The following is a 1,038-nucleotide window of genomic DNA, read 5'->3' on the forward strand; positions in this document are numbered from 1 at the left end:
GCCGGCGGCACCGCCCCCGGCCGTCATCGCCCCCGGCGGCCGCGCCATGGTGGCCGGCAGCCGCGACCTCGGCGCGACGCTGCCGCCCTTTCCCTTCAACCCGCTGCTGGATGCGCCGGCGCCGCGCACCCGCGGCACCATGATCTTCGGCCTGCTGATCTTCCTGGTCTTCGTCGTCGGCGGCGTCGCCTGGGCGGTCTTCGCCCCGCTGGCCGAGGCCTCCATCGCCCCGGGCGTGATCAAGGTGGAAGGCAGCCGCCGCACCATCCAGCACCTCGAGGGCGGCATCATCCGCGAATTGCTGGTGCGCGACGGCACCAAGGTCGAGAAGGGCCAGGTGCTGATGCGGCTCGACGACATCCAGGCGGATGCCTCGCTCGAGACCCAGCGCGCCCAGCGCTGGGCGCTCATGGCCCAGGACGCCCGGCTGACCGCCGAACTGGCGAAGGCCCGCGAGATCACCTTCCCGCCGGAGCTGCGGGCCAGCACCAACGCCCGCGCCATGGACAGCATGGCCGGCCAGCGCGCCCTGTTCGAGGCCCGCACCGCCAGCCTGCTGAGCCAGATCCAGGTCCTGCAGGCCCGCATCGACCAGCAGACCGCCGTCATCTCCGGCGCCCGCGGCCAGCTCGCCTCCACCCGCCGTCAGCTCACGCTGATCAAGCAGGAGGAGGAGATGACCCGCAGCCTGGTCAACCAGGGCCTACAGCGGCTGCCGCAGCTCCTCGCCCTCCAGCGCAGCTCCGCCGGGCTCGACGGCAGCATTGAGGACCTCAACGGCCAGATCGACCGCGCCAACGGCGCCATCGCCGAGGCCCGCCGCCAGATCCAGCAGACCGAGGAGCAGCGGATGCAGGACAACTCGCTGGAGCTCCGCGATGTCCGCGGCAAGCTGGCCGAGGCCGAGGAGAAGCTGCGCGCCGCCGCCGATGTCATGACCCGGCGCGAGATCGTGGCGCCGGATTCCGGCACCGTGGTGAACCAGCGCTTCTTCACCCTGGGCGCCGTGGTGAAGCCGGGCGACCCGGTGATGGACCT

1 protein-coding gene is annotated in these 1,038 nt (G+C 72.4%); it reads left to right on the forward strand.

Annotated elements, in window-relative coordinates:
* On the forward strand, positions 1 to 1,038 hold a 1,038-nt coding region (locus AC0IW9_RS30330; RefSeq protein ID WP_471652028.1), incomplete at both ends, for an HlyD family type I secretion periplasmic adaptor subunit.

The organism is Belnapia sp. AC561, from assembly GCF_979252845.1.